24 protein-coding genes are annotated in these 25192 nt (G+C 56.2%); 15 read left to right on the forward strand and 9 right to left on the reverse strand.

The features are described from left to right. Window positions 1-130: 130 nt before the first annotated feature. The gene (locus ACWHVV_RS07740) at window positions 131-649 is read left to right on the forward strand and encodes a zinc ribbon-containing protein (RefSeq protein ID WP_447528541.1); all 519 of its coding nucleotides are present in this window, start codon (window positions 131-133) and stop codon (window positions 647-649) included. Between the two features lie 24 nt (window positions 650-673). Here the strand turns inward: ACWHVV_RS07740 and ACWHVV_RS07745 are convergent, their stop codons facing one another. Continuing rightward, on the reverse strand, window positions 674-1987 hold the full coding sequence (locus ACWHVV_RS07745; RefSeq protein ID WP_447928816.1) for a hypothetical protein: 1314 nt from the start codon (window positions 1985-1987) through the stop codon (window positions 674-676). 414 nt (window positions 1988-2401) lie between these two features. Between ACWHVV_RS07745 and ACWHVV_RS07750 the strand changes: the two genes are divergently transcribed. The 6 genes from ACWHVV_RS07750 to ACWHVV_RS07775 all read left to right on the forward strand — a co-directional run bounded on the left by ACWHVV_RS07750 (window position 2402) and on the right by ACWHVV_RS07775 (window position 6155). After that, on the forward strand, window positions 2402-3019 hold the full coding sequence (locus ACWHVV_RS07750; RefSeq protein WP_447928817.1) for a DUF7822 domain-containing protein: 618 nt from the start codon (window positions 2402-2404) through the stop codon (window positions 3017-3019). 19 nt (window positions 3020-3038) lie between these two features. Further along, window positions 3039-3527, forward strand: coding sequence for a hypothetical protein (locus tag ACWHVV_RS07755; protein WP_447928818.1), 489 nt, complete (start codon window positions 3039-3041; stop codon window positions 3525-3527). A 114-nt stretch (window positions 3528-3641) separates the two neighbouring features. Further along, window positions 3642-4214, forward strand: coding sequence for a hypothetical protein (locus ACWHVV_RS07760; RefSeq protein WP_447928819.1), 573 nt, complete (start codon window positions 3642-3644; stop codon window positions 4212-4214). Between the two features lie 230 nt (window positions 4215-4444). Further along, window positions 4445-4792 (forward strand): DOPA 4,5-dioxygenase family protein, encoded by a 348-nt coding sequence (locus ACWHVV_RS07765; RefSeq protein ID WP_447928820.1) that lies wholly within the window; start codon window positions 4445-4447, stop codon window positions 4790-4792. Between the two features lie 111 nt (window positions 4793-4903). Then, window positions 4904-5506 (forward strand): HD domain-containing protein, encoded by a 603-nt coding sequence (locus tag ACWHVV_RS07770; protein WP_447928821.1) that lies wholly within the window; start codon window positions 4904-4906, stop codon window positions 5504-5506. A 73-nt stretch (window positions 5507-5579) separates the two neighbouring features. Next, a complete protein-coding gene (locus ACWHVV_RS07775; RefSeq protein ID WP_447928822.1) occupies window positions 5580-6155 on the forward strand; it encodes a nucleotidyltransferase family protein in 576 nt (191 codons plus the stop codon). On the opposite strand, the gene ACWHVV_RS07780 is transcribed toward ACWHVV_RS07775, so the two are convergent. The 5 genes from ACWHVV_RS07780 to ACWHVV_RS07800 all read right to left on the reverse strand — a co-directional run bounded on the left by ACWHVV_RS07780 (window position 6152) and on the right by ACWHVV_RS07800 (window position 13248). Continuing rightward, on the reverse strand, window positions 6152-6541 hold the full coding sequence (locus ACWHVV_RS07780; RefSeq protein ID WP_447928823.1) for a hypothetical protein: 390 nt from the start codon (window positions 6539-6541) through the stop codon (window positions 6152-6154). The two genes, ACWHVV_RS07775 and ACWHVV_RS07780, sit on opposite strands and share 4 nt — an antisense overlap. Next, entirely contained in the window at window positions 6510-7781 is a 1272-nt protein-coding gene (gene pgaC / locus ACWHVV_RS07785) for a poly-beta-1,6-N-acetyl-D-glucosamine synthase (RefSeq protein ID WP_447928824.1), read from the reverse strand. The genes ACWHVV_RS07780 and pgaC overlap by 32 nt, the downstream gene beginning before the upstream one ends. Then, a complete protein-coding gene (gene pgaB, locus ACWHVV_RS07790) occupies window positions 7778-9727 on the reverse strand; it encodes a poly-beta-1,6-N-acetyl-D-glucosamine N-deacetylase PgaB (RefSeq protein WP_447928825.1) in 1950 nt (649 codons plus the stop codon). Before pgaB ends, pgaC begins: the two co-directional genes overlap by 4 nt. After that, window positions 9727-12168: a poly-beta-1,6 N-acetyl-D-glucosamine export porin PgaA gene (gene pgaA / locus ACWHVV_RS07795; RefSeq protein ID WP_447928826.1), complete on the reverse strand. Its 2442-nt coding sequence runs from the start codon at window positions 12166-12168 to the stop codon at window positions 9727-9729. The genes pgaB and pgaA overlap by 1 nt, the downstream gene beginning before the upstream one ends. 207 nt (window positions 12169-12375) lie before the next feature. Next, on the reverse strand, window positions 12376-13248 hold the full coding sequence (locus tag ACWHVV_RS07800) for a LysR family transcriptional regulator (RefSeq protein ID WP_447928827.1): 873 nt from the start codon (window positions 13246-13248) through the stop codon (window positions 12376-12378). Between the two features lie 301 nt (window positions 13249-13549). Between ACWHVV_RS07800 and leuC the strand changes: the two genes are divergently transcribed. From leuC to asd, 4 genes are all read left to right on the forward strand, one after another. Beyond that, window positions 13550-15019: a 3-isopropylmalate dehydratase large subunit gene (gene leuC, locus ACWHVV_RS07805; protein WP_447928828.1), complete on the forward strand. Its 1470-nt coding sequence runs from the start codon at window positions 13550-13552 to the stop codon at window positions 15017-15019. 3 nt (window positions 15020-15022) lie between these two features. Continuing rightward, on the forward strand, window positions 15023-15670 hold the full coding sequence (gene leuD / locus ACWHVV_RS07810) for a 3-isopropylmalate dehydratase small subunit (protein WP_447928829.1): 648 nt from the start codon (window positions 15023-15025) through the stop codon (window positions 15668-15670). A gap of 31 nt (window positions 15671-15701) precedes the next feature. After that, window positions 15702-16784 (forward strand): 3-isopropylmalate dehydrogenase, encoded by a 1083-nt coding sequence (gene leuB, locus ACWHVV_RS07815; protein WP_447928830.1) that lies wholly within the window; start codon window positions 15702-15704, stop codon window positions 16782-16784. A 114-nt stretch (window positions 16785-16898) separates the two neighbouring features. Further along, the gene (gene asd / locus ACWHVV_RS07820) at window positions 16899-18011 is read left to right on the forward strand and encodes an aspartate-semialdehyde dehydrogenase (protein WP_447928831.1); all 1113 of its coding nucleotides are present in this window, start codon (window positions 16899-16901) and stop codon (window positions 18009-18011) included. 174 nt (window positions 18012-18185) lie between these two features. Here asd and bglB read toward each other — a convergent pair whose 3' ends face one another. From bglB to ACWHVV_RS07835, 3 genes are all read right to left on the reverse strand, one after another. After that, window positions 18186-19274 carry a beta-galactosidase BglB gene (bglB, locus tag ACWHVV_RS07825; RefSeq protein WP_447928832.1) on the reverse strand — a complete coding sequence of 363 codons (1089 nt, stop codon included), beginning with the start codon at window positions 19272-19274 and terminating at the stop codon, window positions 18186-18188. Between the two features lie 89 nt (window positions 19275-19363). Then, window positions 19364-20335 carry a TRAP transporter substrate-binding protein gene (locus tag ACWHVV_RS07830; protein WP_447928833.1) on the reverse strand — a complete coding sequence of 324 codons (972 nt, stop codon included), beginning with the start codon at window positions 20333-20335 and terminating at the stop codon, window positions 19364-19366. Between the two features lie 98 nt (window positions 20336-20433). Beyond that, a complete protein-coding gene (locus ACWHVV_RS07835; RefSeq protein ID WP_447928834.1) occupies window positions 20434-21456 on the reverse strand; it encodes a LacI family DNA-binding transcriptional regulator in 1023 nt (340 codons plus the stop codon). Window positions 21457-21631: 175 nt separating this feature from the next. Here ACWHVV_RS07835 and ACWHVV_RS07840 point away from each other — a divergent pair, with 175 nt between their 5' ends. From ACWHVV_RS07840 to kduI, 4 genes are read left to right on the forward strand one after another with little or no spacing between them, the layout of a single operon-like run. Beyond that, the gene (locus ACWHVV_RS07840; RefSeq protein ID WP_447928835.1) at window positions 21632-22138 is read left to right on the forward strand and encodes a TRAP transporter small permease; all 507 of its coding nucleotides are present in this window, start codon (window positions 21632-21634) and stop codon (window positions 22136-22138) included. A gap of 1 nt (window position 22139) precedes the next feature. Next, a complete protein-coding gene (locus ACWHVV_RS07845; RefSeq protein WP_447928836.1) occupies window positions 22140-23462 on the forward strand; it encodes a TRAP transporter large permease in 1323 nt (440 codons plus the stop codon). Window positions 23463-23512: 50 nt separating this feature from the next. Further along, a complete protein-coding gene (kduD, locus tag ACWHVV_RS07850) occupies window positions 23513-24253 on the forward strand; it encodes a 2-dehydro-3-deoxy-D-gluconate 5-dehydrogenase KduD (protein ID WP_447928837.1) in 741 nt (246 codons plus the stop codon). A 38-nt stretch (window positions 24254-24291) separates the two neighbouring features. Further along, window positions 24292-25128 (forward strand): 5-dehydro-4-deoxy-D-glucuronate isomerase, encoded by an 837-nt coding sequence (gene kduI, locus ACWHVV_RS07855; RefSeq protein ID WP_447928838.1) that lies wholly within the window; start codon window positions 24292-24294, stop codon window positions 25126-25128. The last annotated feature ends 64 nt before the right edge of the window (window positions 25129-25192 follow it).

A 25192-nucleotide genomic window follows, 5' to 3' on the forward strand; every position in this document is an offset into this window, starting at 1 on the left:
AGTATGAATGATAATGGCGGCTGTCAGATAAGTAGTGCCGATTGTATCCTATGCTGGTGTAACCTTGAACGGTTAGCCGGTGATAGCCCTTCAAGCAAGGACCGCGTGGTACTGAAACAGGAGAGTAACCATGGAACGAGATAACGACCACCGTTTACGCGAAGGCTACGAGCGCCTGCTCGAGCGTATGAAAGATGGTACCGGTGAGCTCACCTGGACGAATCTGCAAAGGGATCTGGACGACGCCGTCGCCTTTGAAGCCGAGTTCGAGGAGTACACCAAGGACGAACTGGCGCTTCTGCGCGCCTGGGTCGAACGCGATTTGCGCGACATGCGCCACTACATGTCGGATACCGGCAAACAGGTGGCGCAGTGGCTGGGTATCGATGTCGATGGGGTTTCGCGGCGCGTGGTCGAGTCGCTTTTATCCATCGCCGATCGCAGCGTGGTCGAGCGCGAGCGATTCGAAGACGATTTAGAGGCGGCCCGGGCCGACTACTGCGAAGGCGAGCTGGCAGCCCCTGGCCTCATGGCCTGCGTACATTGCGACGCCCAGGTCATGCTTAGCGGCGTTGCGCGGCTGGAGCCCTGCCATGAATGCGGCCATCGCTACTTCTACCGCTTCCCCAACAAGATCATCGAAACCTGAGTTCACGAACCGGGTTTTGACGGTTCAAGCGCTAAACTGCCCGATGCCTGCGATCGCGCCCAGCGAGAGCAGGCTCATGATGGCAGCGTAGGCCAGGTTGTCGCGCATCATCTGATAGCCGCTCACCCCGTAGCGCCCCTGCAGCGAAAGATTGATCCCCGAAAGCGGCCCGACGCTGGTGCCCACCGCCCAACTACTCAGGGCGACAAAGGCGAACAGCGTCTGCTCGCTGGCAGAAAGATTCAGTATCGAGGCCAGCACCGACACCCCGATGATCGGATGAAGCCCCGCCAGGGCACTCAATAAGATCGCGACATAGCTGATCATCGCCTGGCCGATGGCGAAGCGCTCGAACAGCGTCCACTCATCCCCCGCCGCGGCGTTGACCAGCGTGGAAAGGCCAACGGTCAAAAGCCCGGCGGCCAGAAACAGGGATATTTCCCCGCGCATGGCGGGCAATCGGTTGAAGGTGTGCTGGCGAATCCGCTTTGCCGTGAAGACGGGGCCTTCGCGTAGATTGACCGCGAGCGCCACGCCGGGCAGTAAAAAGGTAATGATACTCACGATCGAAAGCGACGGGGTGAGCCAAAAGTGAAAGAGCATCACCCCAAACGCCATGCCCAGCGGCATGAAGAGACTACGCGGTGAGAGCGAAAAGCCGTCGACGCCGCTCAAATCGAAGCGGCGGCGAAGCTCCAGCGTCGTAATTAGCCCGGACAGCATGGCGATGGGAAAGCCCACCAGGGCGATGTGGCTGTACTGAACCTCGGGCGCCAGTGCGATCACCACCCCCATGGACGCAAAAAACGGCGACCATAAAGCAGCGCTCGAGAGTCCGCGGTTGAGCGCTAGAAACTGCGGTGTGGTGAGCGGGCTTCGCCGCGCGATACGATCGCCCACCATGAATACGGTGGAAAGATTCAAAATCGTGCCCAGAAAGTGCACTCCAAGCCAGGTGCGCAGTACACCGCCGCTGCCGGTCAGTCGCTTACCCGCCGCGGGTTTGTTGCCTTGCCGGCCGACCAGCGAGATAAAGCTCACCCCGATCAGCATCGCGACCACGAACACATTACCTTCCAGCACGTGCGGCCAATCCACATCAGCGCCGTATAGGAACCGCGCCGCCAAAAGCATCAGCCCGCCAATCCCGATCAGCGCCGCCGCCTGCACCCGCGAGCGCTTGGGAATGTCTTTCCAAAGCAGGATGACCGCCGCCCAAAGCAGATAACTCACAAGCTGGGTCGAGGTGATGAAGGGCGTAAACCCGATAATCTGCAAAAAAAGCCCAAGCAAGGCGAGCGTGCCCGCCAGCCGCCGCCGAGAGGTCGTTTGATCCATACGTAATCCTTTAACTTCGAAGGATTAGGCTAATCGGGAAAGCGCCTAAAGGCCAGCAGAAGGGCGGCGGCGCGCTTCTGGAGTCGAAACGGCCATGTGGCGCGAGTAAGCGATTAGCGCACCCGAGGCCTGGATAGAGGCTCTTGGCAGAAATAGGTTCGGTTGTTCCAGTAACTTAGCGCCGATAGCTTTCGCGGGCGGCTCGCAAGCGCATTAACCGCGCTAAGACCAATCCATCAAATCCCTTGGAAGAGAGAGCTTGGGCTAATAAACGAGCTTTACCCGCAATCTTTCAATTGATAAAAATTATTAAATGATATTGATGATCGAATGGATATTAAGATAGGTTATTGACATTATGAACTTGGTTGATACGGGGTTTGTTTCAGAATAATCAGATGACAGAGAGAGACCATGGCGAATCGCGCTTATTTGTATAGCTGCAGTGGCATACCAGGCGAAGATGAAAAAGTGTCAATCACGGGCGTGTCAGAATGGAATTACGACATCCCACTACTTTTCAAGCTGTTGGTTTCGAGCCAGCCGCGAGTTTGTGATTCGATGATTTTCGACCCTGAAGACGCTGAGGAAGAGCTGGACGACGGGGAGCTTGATGAGAAAGAGGAAAAGATTGCCTTATTGGGTGATTTTGAAGGGGGGCTTGCCAATCTCGAACAGTTTCTGAGCCGTATTGAGCGAGAGGATGTATCCAATGCTATTGAGGAAGCACGTCAGTTTCTTGCCTCGGATACGGTCAAAAATCGCTATTTTCTACTCGAGTGCGCCGAGGTTTTCTGGATGGATGATGAGAATGCGGAAATCCAGAATCGACGCTTACTCGAAGAGGTCAAAAACATCGTTGTTACCAGCAAGGCAGTGGCGACAGAACTTCATGAGCGTAGTGCTGGTGGAGTAATGAGCCGGCTTATTTCGCTGTTCAAGCTTGCGCCATACCGGCAATCATATAACGATTTCCTTGCCCTGGGCTTCGGTAACTGGTCGAACACTCTGTTTTATACTCGCGATGAATAACCGAAATAGGTAGGTCAGTTTGATTGATCAGTCTATCGAAGTGAAGAAGTTCAGGGCAATATATCGGTACTCCTTTGACGAGGAGTATTTCTATTTGTACTGGAAAAAAGGGCAAAATTTAGTAGAGGACCAGTACCCGCTGGCCGAGATGTCTCCGGTATTCGAGCGTTGGCGAGGTTATCCTCATTTTGTCGGGGAAGGGCTCTTGAAGGCGCTGATCTGTTTATCGGTATCCACGGTAATACTATGGCTTACCTCGACATTTTGGATTGCGATCATCGGCATTTTTATATTCATCCGTTCACTATCGCTTGTTTACGATAAAATTGGATTTTTAACACCGATAACGGCTTCCATTTTGAGCTATGAAGATAAAAGCGGCAGTGTGCTTATGTTTCATGGCAAAAAAACTGATGAGTGGGGAAGTTTCAAAAGGCAGCTTTCGAACGCTATCGCCGCTATCAAACGAGACGTCGACACACGTTCTATAGCGCTCGTATCACCTTAAAGTTGCACGCTATAGAAGACGGTGCGTTTGACCATCGTTGTGACTGTTTGCAGCGACCAAACCGCTTTTGGTGTTCCGGTTTTTGTGCAGGATATAGGCAAGAGGTCATAGAGTATGGATTTTTCATGGTTGGTGTGTGACGCAGCGCATTTTGCGCAAATGAAAAAGGACCTGGTGGCGCAGGAGACGAACGACCCAGAGGATCCCGACTTGATTGCCATCGTCACGCCTGAAAAAAAGCTTTTTGTCTTTGAGTACGGCGGAAAACGTGCCTCGCTCTTCTTTCAGGTTAAAGAGCGCCGCTACCTTTCCGCAAAACGCGACGTACTTTTCTGTGAGGCAGAGGAGCGCGCGCATTTTTCAGACATATCTTTTTGGAAAGACGGACTTAACGAGTGGGGTGTTTGCCATATAGGCGATGAGGGCGTTACCCATCTCGAGGAAACCGGGAAGCCGCCGGGAAACTACGCCGTTATCAAGAAAGCGCTGTTGGGAATGCAGCGCCAGCAAGAGCGTGACGATGAAGTCATCGACCACCTTTACTCCCTGGCGCTGCTGCAAGCCAAAGACCTCACGGGTTATGGCGCCGAGCAAGAAATGCCTCAAGGGGAAATTTATAAATGGGATTGTCGGCCCCGTCCCAACGCCCTGGTACGTTTTCTCGGTTACCTGATGGGGCGGTATTGATGTTCGGTGTCTACTAAACATTTCTTCTCGATTATGACTTGGGTCATGGTAATGCCGTATTTGAAGGGGAGGAGGTAAACAGCGCCTCTTAGTGCTCTATAGTGCAAACCTCGAAACGTATATTCATACCCGCGTTCTAAAAGGACACCTGCTTAAGGCTGCTGAATGAAATAAGCGCCGACTAAATACCTATGGCTACCCCATTCGGTTAATCGAGAGCGAGGCTTCCCATGAATCAACCCAACAGACCCGTTAACCTTCACAAGGCCTACCACGCCCACGTTTACTTCGACGAAAAGACGGTCGTGTTCGCCACCAAGCTCTGCGCCGATGCTGGCGAAATATTTGGCCTCAAGGTTGGCCGCGTGCACCAAAAGTGCGTCGGGCCGCACACCAAGTGGAGCTGCCAGATCGTGTTTGGTCAGAAAAGCTTCGAGCAGTTCATTGCCTGGTTGGATACGAACAGAAAGGGCCTTAGCGTATTGATCCACGCCCTAACGGGTAACACACTCGAGGATCACACGACCTACGCCTACTGGCTCGGTGAACCGGTGGCGCTGGATCTGAACGGATTGTAGTCGCCAGGGCTGAAGCCAGGCGCCGTCTTGAAAGCTGCTTAAGGGGTGCGTGGGTGAAGCTAAAGGCCTGCGGTAAGTAGTAAACGTTTTAAGCAGTAATGAGAGCCGTACATGGATATCGAGTCGAAAATCACGTTTTTGAAAGAGATAGAACCCTTCAAAACCTGTGAAAGAGAGTGCCATACGACGCAAATCGGAAGAGCCGAGAGCGATGCGGAGCACTCTTGGCATCTTGCGATGTTTTTAATGCTGGTTGAAAACGAACTGGAAGACGTCGATTTTCCCAAAATGCTCAAGATGGCGATGCTTCATGATCTTCCCGAACTATACGCCGGGGACACCAACCCTTATCGAAGCGATACGCGCCATAAAGAAGTGCACGAAAAAGCGGCGGCGAACAAGCTTTTTTCCAAACTGCCCGAGCACACGGCCCACTCTTTTGCGGCACTTTTCGATGAGTACACGGCGCAGCAAACCCGCGAGGCACAATTGGTAAAGTCCGCCGATAAGCTGATGCCGCTCATTCAAAACCTGTGCACCAGCGAACAGCGCTCGGCCTACAGAGACAGCGGCGTCGAGTATGCGGAGGCCGTCAATTATCTGGAAGCGTTTTTTTCGGATGGGGTGTTCAAAGAGTACTATCGGCGTTTGCTGTCACAAGCCCGGGCGCGCGGCGTATTTTATACCCCCGAACCAGCGACTCGGCTGAGTTAAAAAACGGTCGACGCCGTTGGGCGACACCCAACGACGGTGCTATTTTCGCTCGGCGCTTGCATGAGGGGGCTAGATGACCAACGAGGCCAGACTGATGGCGTGGCTGGGTCAAGACCGCTTGCGTATGCAGGCGCTTCGGGTGGCGGCTGGTTTGGGACTGCGCCATTGGTGTCTGGCCGCCGGGTTTGTGCGCAACCTGGCCTGGGATAAAGCACACGGCTTCGGTAGCGCCACGCCGCTCAACGACATCGATTTGATCTATTTCGACCCCCAGGATACCTGCCCCGAGAAGGACCGCGCCCTCGAGTTGCAACTGAACCGGCGCATGGCACTGCCCTGGTCGGTGAAAAACCAGGCGCGGATGCATACCCGCAACGGTGATGCGCCCTACGGCTCATGCGAAGACGCCATGCGCCACTGGGTGGAGGTAGAAACCGCGGTGGGGGCGCTACTCGATGAGCGCGGAAGGATTCGGCTGGTCGCGCCCTTTGGCGTGGCGGCGCTTTTCGAACTGACCATTACCCTTAACCCGGCGCGGCCTAAACCCCTGGCGCTCGAAAAACGGATAATCGAAAAAGGCTGGCAAATAAGCTGGCCCAAACTGGTAATGCAGGGGTTGCCGGTGCCACCGGATGCCAAGGACGTCTAAGGGATGGGGTTGCCTTCCGGCTTGGAGGCGTGGGGCATTCCATTCAAAAGCTCCAGGGGCTGGTTAGGAGCGTGCTCTTCGAGTAGGGGCGTTGGGGGCGTAGGTTCGCCACGTTTGAGTACGCTGGTATAGAGGTAGCGGTTGTAGATCGCCCATAGGTGAAAGGTTAGAAAGGTGGTGATAAAGCCCGCCACCAGCATTTTCAGCATGGTAGAGCCGTAAAGCTGGTCGATGATCGCCTCCTCGAGCATATAAAACCCGTGAAGCCGTGACAGCACCACCAGCCACAGCGCAAGCGTGGCCGTTGCCATGACCGCGTCTCGGGTGCGGTACTGCCAGCACTTTTGGCAGGGGTTATCGATGATGACGGGTATCAGTTTGTTCATTGAACGCTTCTCCTCTGTCGGGGCTTTGCCAGGTAGCCAGGCGGCCTTGTTGACGTCTCATCGCCTTGGGGAAGGCGACGATGACGGTCACCAGGTTCAGTATCCAGTACGCAAAGGGGTACCAAATGCTCCAGTAAACGCACTTGAGAATCTCCCGGTCGTAGCGGCTGTCGATATAAAAGCTCACCGAAAACTGAATGAAGCTAATGAAGATCAAAAGGCTGCTGAAGTAAGAGAGCACGCTGGCGGTGACGGGCCAGGTCGTGGGTGAAAGCGCCTTGGCGACTAGCCACGCGATGATCAGTAAAAGCACCGAGTAACACCACACGACGCTGACGACGTACTCAAGCATCAGTATCCAAAAGCGTCGGTTTTTCCAGCGCATGGTTTGTGTGAAGTAACGTAGAAAAACCTCGCCGCCGCCCTGGGCCCAGCGCAGGCGCTGCTTGAAAAGCCCGCGCAGGGTTTCCGGCATCAGTACCCAGCACATGGCGCGCGGCTCGTAGCGCACCTGGCCGCCGTCGAGCTGCAGTCGCCAGCTGACGTCGATATCCTCGGTGATCATGTCGGTGTTCCAGCCCCCGATTCTCTCGATCGCATCGCGGCGGAACGCGCAGATCACCCCGGAAATAGTGAACACCATTCCATAGATACGCTGGGCACGTTTGATCAGGCCGATAATCGCAGAGAATTCGCCGGTCTGAATCTTGCCGATCGCCGTCGAGCGGGTGCGTACCCGGGGGTTACCGGTCACGCCGCTGACTTTTGGGCTGTTGAGAAAGTGGCTGACCATGAAGCCCACGGCGTCGTAATCGAGAATGGCGTCACCGTCGATACCGACGATGATGTCGCCGGTGGCGCAGGCCAGGCCGTGATTCATGGCGCTGGCCTTACCCTGGTTGGGCTGGTCCAGCACCGTCAGTTTGGGATACTGCGCGGTTGACGCCTGAAGGCGAGCGAGGGTGTCGTCCTGGCTTCCGTCGTTGATCGCGACCACGTCCATATGAGGGTAATTTTGCCGGAACAGATGATGCAGCGTTTCGTCTACATTCAGGCCTTCGTTGTAGCAGGGCAGTAGTACCGTCACTTTAGGCGCCGTGCTCTCGAACTGAAAGGTGGTGAAGGCCGGCTGCTTGCGCTCCCAGTGCAGGTAGAAATAGACCCCGCCACATATCCAGATAGTGGCCATCACGCTTGGGTAGCCCAACGTAAACACCGCCAATGCGTCGAGCAGGTTCATGGCACGGCTCTAAAGCGTAGTCCATTGGAAAAGTGCGGCCTGATGACGTCGATATCCGGATGGTTTCGATGAAAATCGTCCGGGTAGTAGCCGATATTGACGATGCCCTGCGCGCGTAGAATCCGGACCCATTCGGCGATCTCTTCGCTGGGAATCGGCGTCTGGGTGCGCCAGTCCTGGGTTTGTAGCTCGAATACCAGCTGTTTTGCGCTGACCTCTCTAAGTGAGCGGCGGGCGAGTTCGGTAAGCCAGGCGTTGGGGTGCTCGGCCTCTTCCATGTAGGGCATCGCCATGACCGCCACGTAGTCGTAATCACGGGCGAAGCCGACAAGGCTTTGGGAGAACCACTGTTGGCTCTCGGGCTCCATCACCGTTATCGCATAGAGGTTGCGCGAACTGGTAAACGCCTTGTTATCCGACTGACGGTAGTGATTGGCCGAGGCCAGCAGCTCTTGAGTGAAACCTCCCAGGTACTGTTCCTTGAAGGCGGTCCAGCGCGTTATGACACCGTCTTGCTGCAAGGCGCCGATATCTCGGGGCAGGCCTGCGCGGGCGTACGCATCGAGCGCGTCGGGGCCTGTATCCTCATGATCGGTCAAGAAGGCGTCGTCGTGAAACAGCACGCCGTCGAACTTGGTCATGCGGCCCAGGTCCTGGTAGATTTCGTTGATAATACGGCGGTTATCCAAATTGAACGGCGAGAGCCTGCGGTAATGTTCCGGCGACTCGCCGCCGGTGCGGTCGTTGATGACGTAACGATGCTCCTCGCCCAGGTCGAAAGCGAGCACCGGCATCCAGGCGTAAACTTTTACGTTGGCGCGCTTTTTAAGCTGCCAGGCCACGCGGTTGAAAAGGTCGGCGCGCATCGGCAAATGGCGGTTGGGGAAGTAAAGCGCCTGGGCCACGCCATCGGCGTCCGGGTCGGCAAACGCCTGCAGATACACGGTGCTGACGCCGTAGCTGTAGATACGCTGTACCAGCCGGTCGAGGTTTTGCTCCTGCTGAACCGGGTCGGGGTCATACACGTAGTCCAGATCCACGTGCACGATGCGCAGCGCCTCGATTTCCCAGGTGCGGTTGGCCAGTATCTCGTTAAAAGTCTCGAGGCTGGTCTCCTGATCGATCAAGTAGCGGTTGATACTCTCGAGCGGGTCGTCAAGCCGATTAGGGGCGCTCGTCAGGCTGAAGCTGTAGCGCATGCCAACCTCGGCGGCCATCTCGAGCGTGGCCTGGCTGTACGCACCGTAGGGCCAGACCATCATCAGCGGTTCGCGCCCGAGATACTCTTCGAACTGCGCGTGGGTGCGGGCCATGTCGCCACGAATGCGCTCGAGATAAGCGGCTTCACTCTCATAGCCGGTGCCGGCGTGCCAGGTGCTGGTAACCGCCGCACCCTGTTCGTTGCCCATGGGGTTACCCGGCACGCCGTGGTGAAGATCAAAAGAGTGAGAGGCAATCTCCACCAGCGGCGAGGCGTCGAGTTCCTGCACCTGGGCCCAGCTTAGAAACCGCTCCCGCGGCAGCTCGATACTGCCGTAGGGCACCTGGCCGCCGGCAGGCACGTCGAGCCAGCTGCCCACGACGGCCTGCACGGCGGGGAAGTCATAGAGTTTCAAAAGCGGAAAAACGATATCGTAAAAGCTTTGGTAGCCGTCATCGAAGGTGAGCAGTACGGCTTTTTCCGGCAGCGGCGCGCGTCCTTGCCTGGCGTCGATAATTTGCTGAAAGCTTACCGGCTGGTAGCCTTCGGCTTCGATCAGGTTGAAGTGTTCGACCAGCCGGGTGCGTGTGATGGTTTGCGAATAGAGCGGCAGATTCGGCGTCACCTGATGGTCGACCACGTCGTGGTAGCTGATGACGACGAAGTCGTCCGGTGCCCGCTGAGCCTGGACCTGAACGCTTAAAAGCAGCAACACCATACCGGTCACGATTGTTCGCCAGTGCATCACAAAAATCTCCATACAAAGCCCGCGGTGAAGGTGTTGTCGTATTCGGGAAGGCCGTCGTAGACCGCGCGTTCGCGGGTGATGCCGTACTCGAGGCTGAAGGCCGGGGCGAGTTCGAAGCGGTGGCCGTAGCCGATCGACCAGGCGTTTTCGTCATCGAACGACTTTTGCCAGTAACGCCCGGAGCCTAGCGAAACCGTTTGTATGAAGCTCTGGCGGTAATCCAGCGGTATTTCGTAGTTCACCGACACGACGCCGGCCAGGCTTGCGTCGCGCTCGGGATTGAAGTAGCTCGCCGCCACTTCGTCGTTTTGTGAGGCGCCGGCCTGAATCTCGCCGTTCATCTGCCAGCGATCCAGATGGTAGAAGGTTTCACTCCAATAGCCGTAGATTGATCGGCGCAGGTTGCCATCATCGAAATCCACCGCTGCCACCCCGAGCGTCCCGGCTCCGCGCTCGTCGCGGCGAAGCGTCAATTCGCCGTGGTAGCGGTCGGCCCTCACGTCATCCACCAACGCGCGAAGGGGCGTCTCCATCGTGTTGAGTTCGGCGCCTACCGTGGCCGTTATATGATCCGTTGGCGCGTAACGGAGCTCTGCCTGGGCGAGAAAGTCGCTGCCCAGCTGAGCGCCATGACCCGCCGATAGCACCAGCGTTGTAGGGTGCAGGTTCAGCTCGTAGCCCGCGATGGTGTAACCGGCGCGCAGATCCTGTTCATCGAACTCGCCGTACTGGTTGACTTGCCGAAGGAACGGGCGCGAACCGTTGGCGTTACGTGGTCCGTCCAGGCGTACATCCGAGCGCCATTCTTTCGAGGCCTGGGTGCTGACGCCTTCGCCGCTGCTGCGGGTAACGGTGGCGCTTAACTGGGGCGCCCGCGCTTCGCGCCACTCCCGGGCCAGTTCGTCCCGGGAGGCGCTGGGGCGTGCTTCGACGATCTGCTTGGCGATCTCGGCCGTCGTACCCTCCCACTGGCCGCGCTGCAAGCGCGCCAGAAGCTGGCCTTGTTCAGCCAGATAGCGCTGGTCCGGGGGAAGAAGGGGCGCGGCCTGCTGGTAAGTGGCTTCGGCCTGGCGTGGCCAGCCCCGCACGCGCTCGAGATCTCCCCGGGTGATCCAAAGATAGGGTTCGCCCGGCGCCTGCGCCTGGTAGCCCGCAAGACGCTCGCTTGCCATACTCATTTGCCCGCGCCAGGCGGTCAGCAGAACATCGAGCATCAGGATTTTTTGATACTGGGTATTGGTGATTTGCGTCGTGCGGGTGAAGTCCCAGCGATACTCCGGCTCTTGGCTTAGCCAGTTCTGCAGCAATTGGTCGGCGTTCTTGAAGCGTTGGGCGTCGGTATAGCTGTAGAAAAGCCCCTCGTTGAGCGGGTCTTCCGGCGTGATGGCCATGCTCGGGTTGCGCGCAATGAGCTCACGATAAAGCCTCGTGGCGTCATCCGGTCGACCAAGCCCGGTAAGCGCTAGCGCCCGGGCACGCAGCACGTAGTCCGGAAGGCTGCCGTGCTGGGTGATGAGCCGTGTGGAGAGTGCTTCGGCTTCACTGAAGCGGCGAAGCTCGGCAAGGGCCACGACCCGGTCGTATTCGGCCAGGCGCTCAAGCTCCTGGGGCGTATCGGCGTTGGCTATCACCGTATCCAGCTGTGCCAACCCGCTTGCGGTACGGCGGGGCTCATCGGTATGAATGCCTAAGCGAACATCCGTTACCGCCTCGTAGTAGGCAAGCCAAAGCCGGTCGCTGGCGTTGAAGGTATCCGGGTTTTGCAGCATGAGCGCGCGGGCGGCGCTGCTGGCGCCCAGCCCCACCGCGAGCCGGTAAACCGCCTGAAGCTCGCTTGTATTGGCCGGGTCGAGCTCTATAAGCGCTTGGCGTGCGGCGAGTTCTTGGGTGGCGTTTTGCGTGCGCGAGGCAAGATATCCTTGCGCCTCTAGCCCCTGAGGTGTCGTGCCCGCTACCTGGGTGTAGTGATCCAGGGCAATCTCGGCGAGCGTATACTGCTGCATATCGGTATAGATCAGCGCCTGGCCCAAAAACCCCTGGCCATTTTGCGGGTGGCGGTGAGCCAGCGCCTGGAAAAACGCCAGCGCTTCATCAAAGGCCTCGACGCGGCGCGCCGCGCCGCCCAGGTTCTCCAACTCGTTGGGCCGGTACTGCTCGACAGGGCAGCGGGCGCAGACATCGAGTGCTTCCTGGTAGCGCTCGGCGCGTAAGAGAAGCGCGATCAGGTCTGCGCGGACTGCCTCATCGCGGGTTTGAGCGTAAAGCGTTTCAAGGCCCTGGATCGGTGCGGCCAGCTCGCCTTCCCGCGCCTCGAGCACCCATGCCTCGCGGGTGAGATCCGTGGTGCGCTGATCATGAGTGCTTTGGCCATGAGCGGCCCCCGCCATCAAGCTTGCGAGCAGGCCAAGTGGCCAAAAGCGGCAAAGACGGCTGGGCATGGTGACATTCCTGCGCAAAGCGAAAGGCGTGACACTTATGTAATAAAGTGTAACTTTGAGTGTATAGAAGTATACAAAGCGCCGAATCAGGCTAATGGCTGAATGTGGTAATGAGGCAATGCTACCCGGGGAGCAGCAAGCTCATTCACCTAAAGGAGTGGCATGGCATGGGGTTTCCCATGCTGATAAAGACCGATTGCTTTTGAATCAATAGCTTTTGACAAGTGCCTCGATCATGCGGCTGGCGGCGTTGGAAAGCGTGCGGTTGGTGTGCACCAGGTAGCCTAGCGGACGCTCGATACGCGGTGTTTGAACATTTAGCTCCACGATGGTGTCGTCGAGCATTTTTTCGGGTAGCAGACTCCAGCCCAGCCCCACGCTGCACATCATCTTGAGCGTTTCGAGATAGTTGGTCGCCATGCTTACGTGAAGCGTGAGCCCGGCATTTTCGAAGCGCTTTTGAATCAACGCATGGGTGAAGGTTCTGGACCCGGGCATCACGCAGTTGTGATCGCACAGCGTCTCGAGCGTGATAGGCACGGAGGAGCGGCGAAGGGGGTGGTCCGGCGCGCAAACGAAGCAGAGCCGGTCGCGCCAAAGCTCGACGGTTTCCAGTTGCTCAAACGGCGCCGGGGCCTGGGTGACGACGGCGATCTCGAGCGTGCCGTCCAGTACGTTCTGATAGGCAAGCTCCGAATCCAGAAAGTGCAGATCCAGCGCTACCTCCGGATGCTGCTCGGTGTAGTGTTTGAGCACCGGCGGTAGGCGGTGAAGACCGATGTGATGGCTGGTGCCCAGGGTCAACGTGCCGCCCACCTGGCCGGAAAGGTTCGCCAGCGCCCGGCGGCTATCTTCTACGGCCTGCAAAATACGCAGCGCTCTGGGGCGCAAAAGATGCCCCGCTTCGGTGAGCGCGATACGCCGGCCTATGCGGTCGAAAAGACGGGTGCCGACCTGGGCTTCGAGCGTCGCGATACGCTTGCTGACCGCCGGCTGGGTCAGATGGAGCTGCTCGGCGGCGCGGGAAAAGCTTCGCGACTCGGCAACGGCGATAAAGGACTGGAGGCTCTGCGTATCCATGGATGTTCTCGCTATTCCTTTTTGGAATCCAATCCATAAATAACATGAATTGCTTTTATGCGCGAGGCGCGCAACACTGGCTTCACTAGGGTCTGTCTGAAAAGTCGACGAGCGAAGACAAGACAAGGCAAAAATTGACGAAAAAACGGAGTTTACATGTGTAAATGAGTATTTTGAGCCAATTTTTAACGCCGTATTGTCGAGCGCAGGCACTTTTCAGACAGAGCCTAAAACCGCCCCAAGAGGCGGGCAAGGCGAAAACGCCGGACCGAACCAGCAGGGCACCGCCCGGGAGAGCACAATGTCAGGTCACACCGAGACGTCAGGCCAAACCCTTTACGATAAACTCTGGAATCAACACCTGGTGAAGCAGCGCGATGACGGCACGGCGCTCATCTATATCGACCGCCAACTGCTCCACGAGGTGACCTCGCCCCAGGCGTTCGAAGGCCTGCGCCTGGCCAAGCGTAAGCCCTGGCGCTTGGACGCCAATTTGGCTACACCCGATCACAACGTGCCCACTACGCTCAAGGAGCGCGCCGCGGGCAACAGCGGTATCGAAGACCCGGTCTCGCTGATCCAGGTACAAACCCTGGACGACAACTGCGGCGAGTACGGCATCGAAGAGTTCAAGATCAACGACCCGCGCCAGGGCATCGTCCACGTAGTGGGCCCGGAGCAGGGCGCCACGCTTCCGGGGATGACCGTGGTATGCGGCGACTCCCACACCGCCACCCACGGCGCTTTCGCAGCCCTTGCCCACGGTATCGGTACCTCGGAAGTCGAGCACGTGCTGGCCACCCAGTGTCTGCTGGCGCAAAAAATGAAGAACATGCAGGTGCGCGTCGAAGGCGAGTTGGGCCTGGGTGTGACCGCCAAGGACGTGGTGCTGGCGATCATCGGTGAGATCGGCACCGCCGGCGGCACCGGCTACGCCATCGAGTTCGCCGGCAGCGCCATTGGTTCGCTCTCCATGGAAGGGCGTATGACGGTCTGCAATATGGCCATCGAAGCCGGCGCCCGGGTCGGGCTGATCGGTGTGGACGACACCACCATCGACTATCTCGGCAAGCGTCCTTTCGCGCCCACCGCCGAGCAGTGGGAAGCCGCCGTGGCCGACTGGCGCGAGCTGGTCTCCGACGCGGACGCCGAATTCGACAAGGTCGTCACCCTTCAGGCGGAAGAGATCGAACCCCAGGTGAGCTGGGGCACCAGCCCCGAGATGGTCACCGGTATTACCGGCCAGGTGCCGGATCCGATGGCCGCCGTGGATGACACGGTACAGCGCAGCCATACCCGGGCGTTGGAGTACATGGGCCTGCAGGCGAATCAAAAGATCACCGATATCAAACTCGACAAGGTGTTCATCGGCTCCTGCACCAATTCACGCATCGAAGACTTACGCGAAGCCGCCAAGGTCGCCAAGGGTAAGAAGGTGGCGGATTCGATCAAGCTCGCCATGGTGGTGCCGGGCTCGGGGCTCGTGAAGCGCCAGGCCGAGGCGGAAGGCCTCGACAAGATATTTACCGCGGCGGGTTTCGAGTGGCGCGAGCCGGGCTGCTCGATGTGTCTGGCGATGAACGCCGACAAACTCGGCGCCGGCGAGCACTGCGCCTCGACTTCCAACCGTAACTTCGAAGGCCGCCAGGGTTATGGCGGGCGCACCCACCTGGTAAGCCCGGCCATGGCCGCCGCCGCCGCGATTGCCGGACATTTCGTGGATGTCCGTACATTGCCCGCCAACGATGAAAGCCACGCCCAGGAGGCCTAAGCCATGAAAAAGTTCGAACGTCTCGAAGGCCTGGTAGCGCCGCTGGATCGCGCCAACGTCGATACCGACCTGATCATCCCGAAGCAGTTCTTGAAATCCATCAAGCGTACCGGCTTTGGCGTGAACCTGTTCGACGAGCTTCGCTACCTGGATGAAGGCCAGCCGGGCCAGGACTGCTCCGAGCGCCCGCTCAACGAAGGGTTCGTTTTGAACCAGCCCCGCTACCAGGGCGCCCAGGTGCTGCTGGCGCGGCGTAACTTCGGCTGCGGCAGCTCCCGGGAGCACGCGCCCTGGGCGCTCGAGGACTTCGGTTTTCGGGTGGTGATTGCGCCAAGCTTTGCCGATATCTTCTACAACAACGCCTTCAAGAACGGCATTTTGCTGATCACGTTGGCGGAAGAGCAGGTAGAGCAGTTATTCCAGGAGGTCGAAACGATTGAGGGCTACCGCCTGGATATCGACCTGGAAGGCCAGCGCGTGACCACCCCCGGCGGCGACAGCTTCGCCTTCGAGGTCGATGCGTTTCGCAAGCACTGCCTGCTCGAAGGCCTGGACGATATCGGCATCACCTTGAAAGACGAGGACGCCATTCGCGCCTTCGAGCAAAAGCACAAGGCCGCTCGCCCCTGGCTTTTCCGCCAGTCCGCTTGAGATTTACCGCTTCGTTTGTTGAGGAAACCGCATGACCCAGAAAGTTTTACTGCTGCCCGGTGACGGTATCGGCCCGGAAATTGCCGCCCAGGCGGCACGGCTGCTAAAAGCCTGTCAGGAGGCGGGGCTCGATATCGACGTCGAAGAGGCGCTGGTCGGCGGCTCGGCTTATGACGTTCACGGCGAGCCGCTGCCGGCTGAAACGCTCGAGAAAGCCAAAGCCGCCAGCGCCATTTTGCTCGGCGCGGTGGGCGGGCCGAAATGGGACAAGATCGAGGATCTCTCAAAGCGTCCGGAAAAGGGGCTTTTGGGATTGCGCAAGCATCTGGGGCTTTTCGGTAACCTGCGCCCGGCGCTTTTGTACCCGCAGCTGGCCAGCGCCTCGAGTTTGAAGCCTGAACTGGTCGCCGGGCTCGATATCATGATCGTGCGCGAGCTCACCGGCGGCATTTATTTTGGCGAGCCGCGGGGTATCGAAGAGCGCGACGGCGAACGCGTGGGCTTCAATACCTACGTTTACTCGGAAAGCGAGATCGAGCGTATCGGCCGCGTGGCGTTCGAGATGGCCCAAAAGCGGGGCAAGAAACTCTGTTCGGTCGATAAAGCCAACGTGCTGGAAGTGACCATCCTGTGGCGCGAGGTGATGGAGCGGCTGGCGCCGGAGTATCCGGATGTCGAGCTCTCGCACATGTACGTGGATAACGCGGCCATGCAGCTGGTGCGTGCGCCCAAGCAGTTCGACGTGGTCGTGACCGGCAACATGTTCGGCGACATCCTTTCCGATGCCGCGGCCATGTTGACCGGCTCCATCGGCATGTTGCCCTCGGCGTCGCTCAACGAATCCGGCCAGGGCATGTACGAGCCCTGCCACGGCAGCGCCCCGGACATCGCCGGACAAAACATCGCCAACCCCTTGGCGATGATGCTGTCGGTGGCCATGATGCTGCGCTACTCGCTCAACGAGCCCCGCCTTGCCGCGCGCATCGAAACCGCCGTGGGCGACGTGCTCGACCAGGGGCTGCGCACGGCGGATATCGCCCAAAGCGGCGAGCCGAGCACCTCGACGGTCGAGATGGGCGACGCCGTGCTCGCGGCGTTTGCCCGGCTTGGCTAAAGCGGGCAGGCCTCGAGGTTAGAAACGTTTAACGAGATCGGCCGCCTTACGCAGCGGCCGATCTCTTTTGTTATAGTGGTGTTGAGAAGACTTTAATCTACTGGAGGACGTTACATGTTGAAGGTCGGTTTTGTAGGCTGGCGGGGGATGGTGGGCTCGGTTCTAATGAACCGTATGCAGGAAGATGGTGATTTCAACGGCATCGAGCCGGTGTTTTTCACCACTTCTCAGGTCGGCCAGCCCGGACCCGACATCGGCGTCGATGTGCCGGCACTAAAAGACGCCTTTGACCTGGCGGCGCTCAAGGCGCTGGACGTCATCATTACCTGCCAGGGCGGCGACTACACCAAGAAGGTCTACAAGGATCTGCGTAGCGACGGCTGGAACGGCTACTGGATCGACGCGGCCAGCACCCTGCGCATGGAAGACGAGACCACCATCGTGCTCGACCCGGTCAACCGCCGCGTGATCGACGAGCAGCTCGCCAAGGGCACGAAAACCTTCTGCGGCGGCAACTGCACCGTAAGCCTGATGCTGATGGGGCTTGGCGGCCTGTTCGAGGCTGGCATGATCGAGTGGATGACCTCGATGACCTACCAGGCGGCCTCGGGCTCTGGCGCCAAGCACATGCGCGAGCTCTTGAACCAGATGGGCGATCTGCGCCAAAGCGTGGCGGCTGACCTCGACGATCCGGCCAGCGCGATTCTGGATATCGACCGCCAGGTCACCGCCAAAATGCGCGGCAGTGATTTCCCGACCGAGAACTTCGCCGCGCCGTTGGCCGGAAGCCTCATCCCCTGGATCGACAGCAAGCTCGATAGCGGCCAGAGCCGCGAAGAGTGGAAGGGCTTCGTCGAGACTAACAAGATTCTGGGGCTGGGCGATAACCCGATCCCCATCGACGGTCTTTGCGTGCGTATCGGCGCGATGCGCTCGCACAGCCAGGCGTTCACCATCAAGCTCAAGCAGGACGTGCCGCTCGATGAGATCGAGGATCGCATCGCCAAGCACAACGAGTGGGTCAAGCTGATCCCCAACGATAAAGACGCCACCATCGCGGGGCTGACGCCCACGGCCGCCACCGGCACCCTGGATGTACCGGTGGGCCGGCTTAGAAAGCTCAACATGGGCGGCGAATACCTGTCGGCGTTCAGCGTAGGCGACCAGCTTCTGTGGGGCGCAGCGGAGCCGCTCAAGCGTATGCTGAAGATTCTGCGCGAGCACTGATCAAACTCAAGCTTGATCGAGTGAAAAGGGAGGCCGCAATAGCCTCCCTTTTATTTTGTTTGTTGCAGAAGATATTTGGACTGGTTTGAAACACCGCTGAGCGATGATCCATGGCAATGATGTATTATATTGCGTGTCAGAACCGTCCAATTCAGTACCAGGCCGCTACCAGGTTTAATGGTGTAAAGCCTCTACCAAACAAAGAAGCGACATCGATTGACCGTAGGCCGTAGGGTGAATGGGGATGTCCTTATAAAATTGCAGGTCATGTCCCATGCGGGTGCCATAGGAAACGTTCGCGACCATACCGTCCTCTTCGATGTTAGTGATGACGGCCCGAAGCGCCTTTCTTCCTGCCTGCTCCCAGCGTTCATCGCCAAAGCCAAGGCGCGCGCCTTTTAGAAAAGCGTAGCCGAAGGCGGCTGTAGCAGAGATCTCTTCATAAGACGTTTCATCGTCGACCAACGTGCGCCAGGCACCGCTTTCACACTGGTATTCCAATAGCGCCTCCATCTGGGATCGCAATATCCACACGAAATAGCTTTCAAGCGCCGGTGTAAGGTCCGCCATTTCCAGAAAATCCAGTAAGCCGGCAGAGATCCATGAATTTCCCCGGGCCCAGCGGGCGCGGGCGAAGTTGTTGTTACCATCGAACGTCCAGCCATGAAACCATAGCCCCGTTTCACGCTCGCTCAAGTAATGAGTGTGCAAGAGAAACTGTAGGCAGGCTTCTTCATGCAGTTCCGAGCGATGCGCGGCTTTACCGTAATTGGCTAAAAAGAGCGCCACCATGAACAGGGTGTCGTCCCATAACTCGTTATCGTTGATTTTATCCGAAACATTGTGTTGAAAACCGCCGCAGCGGGTGCGGGGCATATCGCGCATCAGTGTATCTGCCCAGTCGGAAAGTACTGTTTCCCAACGTGCTTCACCGGTCTCCGACCAAAGAATCGATAGGGCGAGCATGGGCGCAGTGGTATTAACGTTCAAAGCTTTCGGTGCGAGGGAAAGCTGATTGTCATACCACGTTTCCAGCAGTTTTTTAGCGCTTTCGCTGCCGGTATGTTGCCATAGACGTGCAACACCGTAGAGACCGACGCCTTGCGGCCACTCCCAGCTGTCGAAACTGACATAATCCCCTGCGCTACCATCGAGGTTGGGTTCGTGGAAGCGACCGTCGTGGCGTAACCCGGTCAAACCTTTTATAACCAGCTCGATGTTATGATTTAGTTCACTTTTTGAAATAGGCAGGCAATTGCTCATGACACAACCATCCATATAGCGGGAGTTTTTTTAGGCCGATAAGGGATAAGCCGTCCAGGGACGGCTTAATGAAGCACTTGTTTTGAGCGTTAGTGGGAGATGATTTGTTCGAGAAGAGGACCGATCTGTTCGTTTTGTAGATATTCGTCGATCAAGGGCTGAACCGCTTCCCGGAATGGCTCTGTGTTCGGTTGGTTTATTTCCACGCCCATTTCCTGGGCGCGCTCAAGCGCTTGTTCTACAGCGGCGCTCCACAGGTCTCGATAGCTCTCTGTCGCATTGGTGGCTGCGTCGTACATGATGGCTTGCTGTTCTTCGGTCATTCTCTCCAATGCATTGTTGGAAATCACTAAAAAATCGGGAATGCGCTGGTGCTCGTCGAGGGAGTAGTAACGTGCTACTTCGCCATGCCTGCCGATAGTCAGTGCCGTTGGGTTGTTATCCGCGCCATCGACAACGCCTGACTGCAATGCGGTATAAACTTCACCATAGGGAAGAGGGGTGGGCGTCCCTCCCATCAACGTTACCATCCGAATAGAGGTGTTGGAGTTGATGACCCGTAGTTTTAGGCCTTTCAAGTCGTCAGGTGTGTTAATGGGATGAGAAGAAGTATAAAAAGAACGTGCGCCGCTATCGAAGAAAGTCAATCCTTGGAAGCCGTCCTCTTTTGTGGCTTCGTAGATAGGTTCGATGATAGGGCTTCTCATTACTTCGTAAAAATTTTCTTCGTCATCGAATATGTAAGGTAACGAGAAAAGGCTATAAATAGAGTTGAAATTTTCGAGGCTGGCCGCACTTACCCGAGTAATATCGACTGCCCCGTTTTGCATTTGCTCAAGCACTTCGCGTTCGGAGCCAAGAACACCATTCAAGAATAATTGAATCGATACTTCACCGTTGGTTTTTTCATTAATTTCATCGGCGAACTGCTTTAAAACGACACTGCTAGGGTGGTCTTGAGAAAGCGAGTTGGCCATTCTTAAGCGGACATCGGCGTTAACGCTAGATACGCTGAAAAACACAGTCGAAAGGGCAGTAGCTGCGATCAGATATACTTTCATTTTTTTTCCTTATATTCGACGCGTTGCTTTAATGTATTGTTATGGTTACGCATCAATTCTGAAGGGAATGCAAAATAATATCTATACGAAAAAAAATTTCATTGATAGTACTTTAGTCCTGAGGATGAGCGAATTATAAGTTCACCCGCAAGCTCGATGCGTCTTGCGATGAAGCGGGGGTCGAGAACCTGGTCTCGTAATAGATCGACAGCTACCTGGCCGATACCTCTCATGGGTAGGTGCACCGAGGTAAGTGAAGGTACCAGGAATTCACCCTGAGGAAGGCCATCGATCCCTACTACTGAAATATCTTCTGGTACGCGAAAACCTCGTGAGCGGAGTTCCAGGATGATTCCAATCGCCAGACTATCCCCCGCGCAAAGTACGGCGGTGAAATCGCATGCCTGATCCAGTTTCGTCGAAATGGCTGCTCGAGCTGCCTCGGATGTCCACTCCTGGGCCTCTACGATGAGTTCGTCCTGATAGGGGCGGACTGTCTCGGGTAGGGAATCCAACCATCCCTCCCTGCGGAGCTCTATCGTGCGACGGCCAGGATTAGTACAAAAAAGAATCCGCTGATGGCCTAGTTCCACGAGGTGTTGCGTGGCTGTGGCAGCAGCGGCGCGGTTATGGGGCCCTACGCTTGAAAGCTGCATAAGAGGGTCGTCGCCGTTGATGAGTACTGTGGGTTTGGCGAGAGTGCGTGCCTGCGTGAGAACCTCTTCGTCATCCACGGTAAGAAAAAGCATTCCCGCTACTTGCTCTAAAGCCTCATTCTCCTTGAGAAGTGCCAGCTCGCCTTCACGGTCGTGGGCGCTAAGTATCTCAAGATCCATGTCGAGCATTTTTGCCTGGGCCTTAATACCATACAGCACATGGGTGCTGAACTGGTTGCGTTGATAATCGATAAGTGCCTTGGCACTGGCCAGCACCACGATACGCTGACCGGCTAGCGTACTGGGTTGCTGATAGTTCAACGTATGGGCCGTTTCAAGAATATGCTGACGAAGATCGGCTCTTACACCGGGGGTGCCCGACAGGGCGCGAGAAACCGTACTGATCGAAACATTGCAATGGGCTGCGACATCGGCAAGTTTAAGACGTCTTGCTTTGTTATTCATTGCTTTACATCCCTCCGTGACGCGTACTTGCTTGACTATAGTATAAGTAATGAAATTTTTTTTCATATTGCAAATTAACGCTTCAATGTTCAATCTTTATATTGATCTGTGTCTAGTGCTTTTTTATAGAAAAAGCAGCTTTTCAGTGTTCAGGGCGCGTCCTGGGAGTGGTCTTATGCTTTGGTTTAAGAAAATGTTAGAAAGCGTTCTGCTCTTCTTGATGTCTACCATGTTGGTCGTCATGGTCGGCCTGATGCTATGGCAAGTTATTACTCGTTATTTGTTGGGCGTACCTGCGCTCTATACTGAGGAGACATTGCGATTTTTAATGATATGGATGTCGCTTATTGGAGCCGCTTATTGCTTTGGCACCCATAAGCATCTTTCCTTGGAGCTCGTTCCTTCTCTGGTGCCAAGGAGGGTTGGGAAGGTGATGTATTTCCTTAATTCACTCATCGTGCTTGCTTTCGCCATTTTGATCCTGCTTTGGGGAGGATGGAAGACGAGTATGTCAGCGTTCAATCAAGTATCGCCCATCATGCAACTTTCAATGGGATATGTTTATTTTATTCTACCTATCTCTGCGGTACTGACGTTCGTTCTTCAACTTATCAACTTATTACTGGTGATGGCCGGCCGTATTGCGCTGCCGTATACCCCGCCCAGTATGGAGGAGTACTGATATGGCGGCTTATGCCAGCTTTCTGTCGGATCCACTCAATGCAACGTTCGTTCTGTTCGGGGCTTTTTTCCTGCTCTTATTCATTGGCTCACCGATCTCTGTCGCCATCATTGTCTCGTCCTTATTGGTGGGCATTGCTTATCTACCTCCTGAAACCGCGTTATTTATTTCCACACAAAAAATGTTTTCCGGATTGGATAGTTTTACCTTACTGGCCATTCCATTCTTTATTCTGGCCGGCGATATCATGAATAAGGGCGGTATCGCTATTCGCTTGGTCAATCTAGCGCGGTTGGTCGGGGGGCGACTACCTGGAGCGCTGGCGCATACCAACGTCATCGCTAATATGCTCTTTGGCGCCATTTCAGGTTCTTCGATCGCTTCCGCGGCGGCGGTGGGGGGGACTATGGGGCCACTACAACGTAAGGAAGGCTACGCCCCCAGCTACTCCGCTGCTGTTAACATCGCTTCGGCACCGACGGGGATTTTGATCCCTCCCAGCGGTCCATTGATCCTCTTTTCCCTCGTTTCGGGCGGAACGTCCATCTCGGCGCTGTTCATTGCGGGCTATATTCCGGGCATTCTGATGGGCGTCACCATCATGTTGATGGCTGGTATTATTGCCAAAAAACGCGGCTACCGCAGTAGCTTACGCTCGTCGCCGGGCGATGCGTTGCGAATCGTTTTGGAAGCTTTACCCGCATTGGGAATGATCGTTGTCATCATTGGTGGCATCGTCCTGGGCGTATTTACGGCTACCGAGGCCGCGGCGGTTGCGGTTTTGTATGCGTTGATGCTCTCTCTGATCTATCGAATGACCACCCTACGCGAATATTTGCAGCTTATCGGCCGTTCGGCCGTGCTAACGGCCTCTATTCTTTTTTTGATCGCTGCATCGGGGGTCATGTCCTACGTTATGACGATCGCCGGCATTCCTGACTTGATTGCCAGCGCCATTCTGCAATTCGAAAACATTATTCTCATCTTTTTAATCATGAACCTGTGCCTGTTGGTCATCGGGTTTTTCATCGATCTAACACCAGCAGTACTCATATTTACCCCTATTTTTCTGCCTATCGCGCAACAGATGGGAATGGATCCGGTTCACTTCGGCATCATGTTGATCTTCAATCTGGGCGTCGGCTCGATGACCCCTCCCGTAGGAAGCGTGCTGTTTGTTGGGTGTTCCGTAGCCGAATTACGCATTGATCAGGTCATACGGCCCATTCTGCCGTTCTTTTTTGCGCTGGTGCTCGCACTATTGCTGGTTACTTTCATTCCCTGGCTCTCGCTTGGTTTGCCGAGCCTGTTTGGCTTGATGTAAAGCGGATAGGCATATCACGTCGAGTAAACTCATTTATCAAAGGAGATTGCATGTCACGGTTTTCACTGGAAGGTAGGACGGCTCTCGTTACTGGTGCCAATACCGGTATAGGTCAGGCTATCGCGGTCGCTATTGCCAAAGCTGGTGGTCAGGTTATTTGCGCTGGACGTCGCTCGACTCAAGAAACCGTCGAGGCGATCACCGCCGATGGGGGGGAGGCTGAATCGGTAACGCTCGATTTTGCCGACCCGTTTGCAGCATCAGAGCTCTTTCAATCACGCCCGATCGATATCCTGGTCAATAACGCCGGCATAATTAGGCGTGCGGACGCTCTCGAATTTTCAGAGCAGGATTGGGACGACGTGATGGACGTTAACCTTAAAGCACTGTTTTTTACGTCCCAAGCGTTTGCCAAGGCACTCGTGAATCGTGATGCAAAAGGCAAAATCGTCAATATTGCATCACTGCTGAGTTTTCAAGGCGGTATTCGCGTCGCTTCCTATACGGCCTCTAAACACGGCGTATCCGGGCTGACCAAACTGCTTGCCAACGAATGGGCGGCCCGAGGAATTAATGTCAATGCCATCGCGCCGGGCTATATCGCGACCAATAACACTCAGGCGCTGCGTGATGACCCCAAGCGTTCGGCCGAGATATTAGGCCGCATCCCCGCCGATCGATGGGGGGAACCCGAGGATATCGCCGATAGTGCGGTTTTTTTGGCATCACCAGCTTCGGACTACATCCACGGCGCGGTATTGAACGTGGATGGTGGTTGGTTGGCGCGGTGATTGCCGTTTTCTTTTTTATTCATTGAGAGGAAGCATTCATGAGCATGATGACGAAGTATGGCGCAGGCCCCAATCAATTGGACGCCATGAACACTGCCGCACTGCGTGACACTTTCATGGTCGAAGGTCTTTTTACGCCAGATCAGATCAATTTTACCTATACGCACCTCGATCGTATGATCGTAGGCGGCGCAGTGCCTCTTCACTCACCTTTGAGTTTCGGTGATGGAAGCGACGTAGGCACGCCGTTTTTCTTTGACGCCCGTGAAATGGGTGTCGCGAACCTGGGCCAGTCAGGTTGGATCGAGGTTGATGGGGAGCGATACGCGCTTGGTAATCGGGATGTCTTCTATATCGGCCGGGGTGCCAAGGATATTAAGCTTGGCAGTGATGAGAGTGACCGGCCAGCACGCTTTTATATGAATTCTGTGCCTGCAGGTAATGATGTCCCTCATCGGCTGATTCCTCAATCAGAAGCCCAAGTGATTACCATGGGGGATACGGATAAAGGTAATGTTCGTTCGCTGGCAATGTATATCCACCCTAAAGTGGCCCCTTCGTGTCTACTTTTGATGGGCATTACCGATCCGGCTCCACAGTCGATGTGGAACACCATGCCGCCTCATTTGCATGAGCGCCGTATGGAGGCCTACTGCTATTTTGACTTGGCCGATGAAGATCGAGTCATGCACTTCATGGGACGGCCAGATAATACCCGCCATCTCGTAGTTGCCAATGGAGATATCGTCTTATCTCCCGCTTGGTCGATTCATATGGGGGCCGGTACCGGTCCTTATGCTTTCGTTTGGGGTATGACCGGTGAAAATCAGGCCTACGAAGATGTAGACCCCATTGCTATTTCGAGCCTACGCTGATGAGTCTCGAGTCCGGGGAGCCACTCATCTACTGGCAGGTACTCCCTTTAGTGGAACAGGCATA

The sequence above is a fragment of the Vreelandella sp. EE27 genome (genome assembly GCF_968206495.1).

What these genes read in the sequence shown, in the direction of transcription:
- ACWHVV_RS07740 (WP_447528541.1), top strand. Translation starts at nt 131, where the DNA reads ATGGAACGAGATAACGACCACCGTTTACGCGAAGGCTACGAGCGCCTG.
- ACWHVV_RS07745 (WP_447928816.1), bottom strand. Translation starts at nt 1,987, where the DNA reads ATGGATCAAACGACCTCTCGGCGGCGGCTGGCGGGCACGCTCGCCTTG.
- ACWHVV_RS07750 (WP_447928817.1), top strand. Translation starts at nt 2,402, where the DNA reads ATGGCGAATCGCGCTTATTTGTATAGCTGCAGTGGCATACCAGGCGAA.
- ACWHVV_RS07760 (WP_447928819.1), top strand. Translation starts at nt 3,642, where the DNA reads ATGGATTTTTCATGGTTGGTGTGTGACGCAGCGCATTTTGCGCAAATG.
- ACWHVV_RS07765 (WP_447928820.1), top strand. Translation starts at nt 4,445, where the DNA reads ATGAATCAACCCAACAGACCCGTTAACCTTCACAAGGCCTACCACGCC.
- ACWHVV_RS07770 (WP_447928821.1), top strand. Translation starts at nt 4,904, where the DNA reads ATGGATATCGAGTCGAAAATCACGTTTTTGAAAGAGATAGAACCCTTC.
- ACWHVV_RS07775 (WP_447928822.1), top strand. Translation starts at nt 5,580, where the DNA reads ATGACCAACGAGGCCAGACTGATGGCGTGGCTGGGTCAAGACCGCTTG.
- ACWHVV_RS07780 (WP_447928823.1), bottom strand. Translation starts at nt 6,541, where the DNA reads ATGAACAAACTGATACCCGTCATCATCGATAACCCCTGCCAAAAGTGC.
- pgaC (WP_447928824.1), bottom strand. Translation starts at nt 7,781, where the DNA reads ATGAACCTGCTCGACGCATTGGCGGTGTTTACGTTGGGCTACCCAAGC.
- pgaB (WP_447928825.1), bottom strand. Translation starts at nt 9,727, where the DNA reads ATGCACTGGCGAACAATCGTGACCGGTATGGTGTTGCTGCTTTTAAGC.
- pgaA (WP_447928826.1), bottom strand. Translation starts at nt 12,168, where the DNA reads ATGCCCAGCCGTCTTTGCCGCTTTTGGCCACTTGGCCTGCTCGCAAGC.
- ACWHVV_RS07800 (WP_447928827.1), bottom strand. Translation starts at nt 13,248, where the DNA reads ATGGATACGCAGAGCCTCCAGTCCTTTATCGCCGTTGCCGAGTCGCGA.
- leuC (WP_447928828.1), top strand. Translation starts at nt 13,550, where the DNA reads ATGTCAGGTCACACCGAGACGTCAGGCCAAACCCTTTACGATAAACTC.
- leuD (WP_447928829.1), top strand. Translation starts at nt 15,023, where the DNA reads ATGAAAAAGTTCGAACGTCTCGAAGGCCTGGTAGCGCCGCTGGATCGC.
- leuB (WP_447928830.1), top strand. Translation starts at nt 15,702, where the DNA reads ATGACCCAGAAAGTTTTACTGCTGCCCGGTGACGGTATCGGCCCGGAA.
- asd (WP_447928831.1), top strand. Translation starts at nt 16,899, where the DNA reads ATGTTGAAGGTCGGTTTTGTAGGCTGGCGGGGGATGGTGGGCTCGGTT.
- bglB (WP_447928832.1), bottom strand. Translation starts at nt 19,274, where the DNA reads ATGAGCAATTGCCTGCCTATTTCAAAAAGTGAACTAAATCATAACATC.
- ACWHVV_RS07830 (WP_447928833.1), bottom strand. Translation starts at nt 20,335, where the DNA reads ATGAAAGTATATCTGATCGCAGCTACTGCCCTTTCGACTGTGTTTTTC.
- ACWHVV_RS07835 (WP_447928834.1), bottom strand. Translation starts at nt 21,456, where the DNA reads ATGAATAACAAAGCAAGACGTCTTAAACTTGCCGATGTCGCAGCCCAT.
- ACWHVV_RS07840 (WP_447928835.1), top strand. Translation starts at nt 21,632, where the DNA reads ATGCTTTGGTTTAAGAAAATGTTAGAAAGCGTTCTGCTCTTCTTGATG.
- ACWHVV_RS07845 (WP_447928836.1), top strand. Translation starts at nt 22,140, where the DNA reads ATGGCGGCTTATGCCAGCTTTCTGTCGGATCCACTCAATGCAACGTTC.
- kduD (WP_447928837.1), top strand. Translation starts at nt 23,513, where the DNA reads ATGTCACGGTTTTCACTGGAAGGTAGGACGGCTCTCGTTACTGGTGCC.
- kduI (WP_447928838.1), top strand. Translation starts at nt 24,292, where the DNA reads ATGAGCATGATGACGAAGTATGGCGCAGGCCCCAATCAATTGGACGCC.